The organism is Hungatella sp. SL.1.14 (genome assembly GCF_024460495.1).
GTDB lineage: Bacteria > Bacillota > Clostridia > Lachnospirales > Lachnospiraceae > Hungatella > Hungatella hathewayi.
In genome coordinates this window covers 1-580 of sequence record NZ_JANFYJ010000101.1, presented here as the reverse complement: position 1 = coordinate 580, position 580 = coordinate 1, and the positions used below count along the sequence as shown (strand labels likewise).

General features: G+C 44.0%; 1 protein-coding gene. It reads right to left on the bottom strand.

All coding sequences use genetic code 11. The features are described 5' to 3' along the window. Positions 1-70: 70 nt before the first annotated feature. Entirely contained in the window at positions 71-340 is a 270-nt protein-coding gene (locus tag NE473_RS30130) for a branched-chain amino acid ABC transporter permease (protein ID WP_118043192.1), read from the bottom strand. Positions 341-580 lie beyond the last annotated feature (240 nt).

Genomic DNA, 580 nt, shown 5'->3' with positions numbered 1-580 from the left:
AAATAACACAGCGCTGTGATACCTGCTACACTTGCAATTCCTAAATCCATAATTAATCCTCTCTTTCCGCTCACTCATGAGCCTGTTGATTGATATGCTTTTCTATCTTGTTAATGGCTTCTGTCACCGGACCATTGCAGCCCTGTTCCTTCATTCCCTTCAAACAGGCCAGAACCCCATAAACAAGAAGGCACTGTTCGTCTTTGATATTTTTAATTTCCTGATCCTGCTTTCCCTGTTTGAGATACCATCTGTATACTGCAAAAAGGGCTGAAAATATGACAACCAGCGCGCTGATCACACTGGCTGCCGTAATGATTGTGTTTGTAGTTATGTACATGCCATTCTCCCGTCAGTTATTCCGGATTTTCTTTCAACCACGATTCTGTTTTCGGCCTCCAAAAGTTGGGTACATCATCGATTGTAATAATACAATGTCTAATCCGCGTTCCGTAAAATGCTCCCATTAAATCATACCTCCTTCTGCTAGTGTTCCAACCACTTCACCAAGATCATTAATTGCCCCGTCCTGTACCGCCTTTCCTTCCTCCAGGGCGTCCAGGCGCTTTTCCTCGTCGTT

Excerpts from the sequence above, each read along its gene's own strand:
- NE473_RS30130 (WP_118043192.1), bottom strand. The coding sequence starts at position 340 with ATGTACATAACTACAAACACAATCATTACGGCAGCCAGTGTGATCAGC.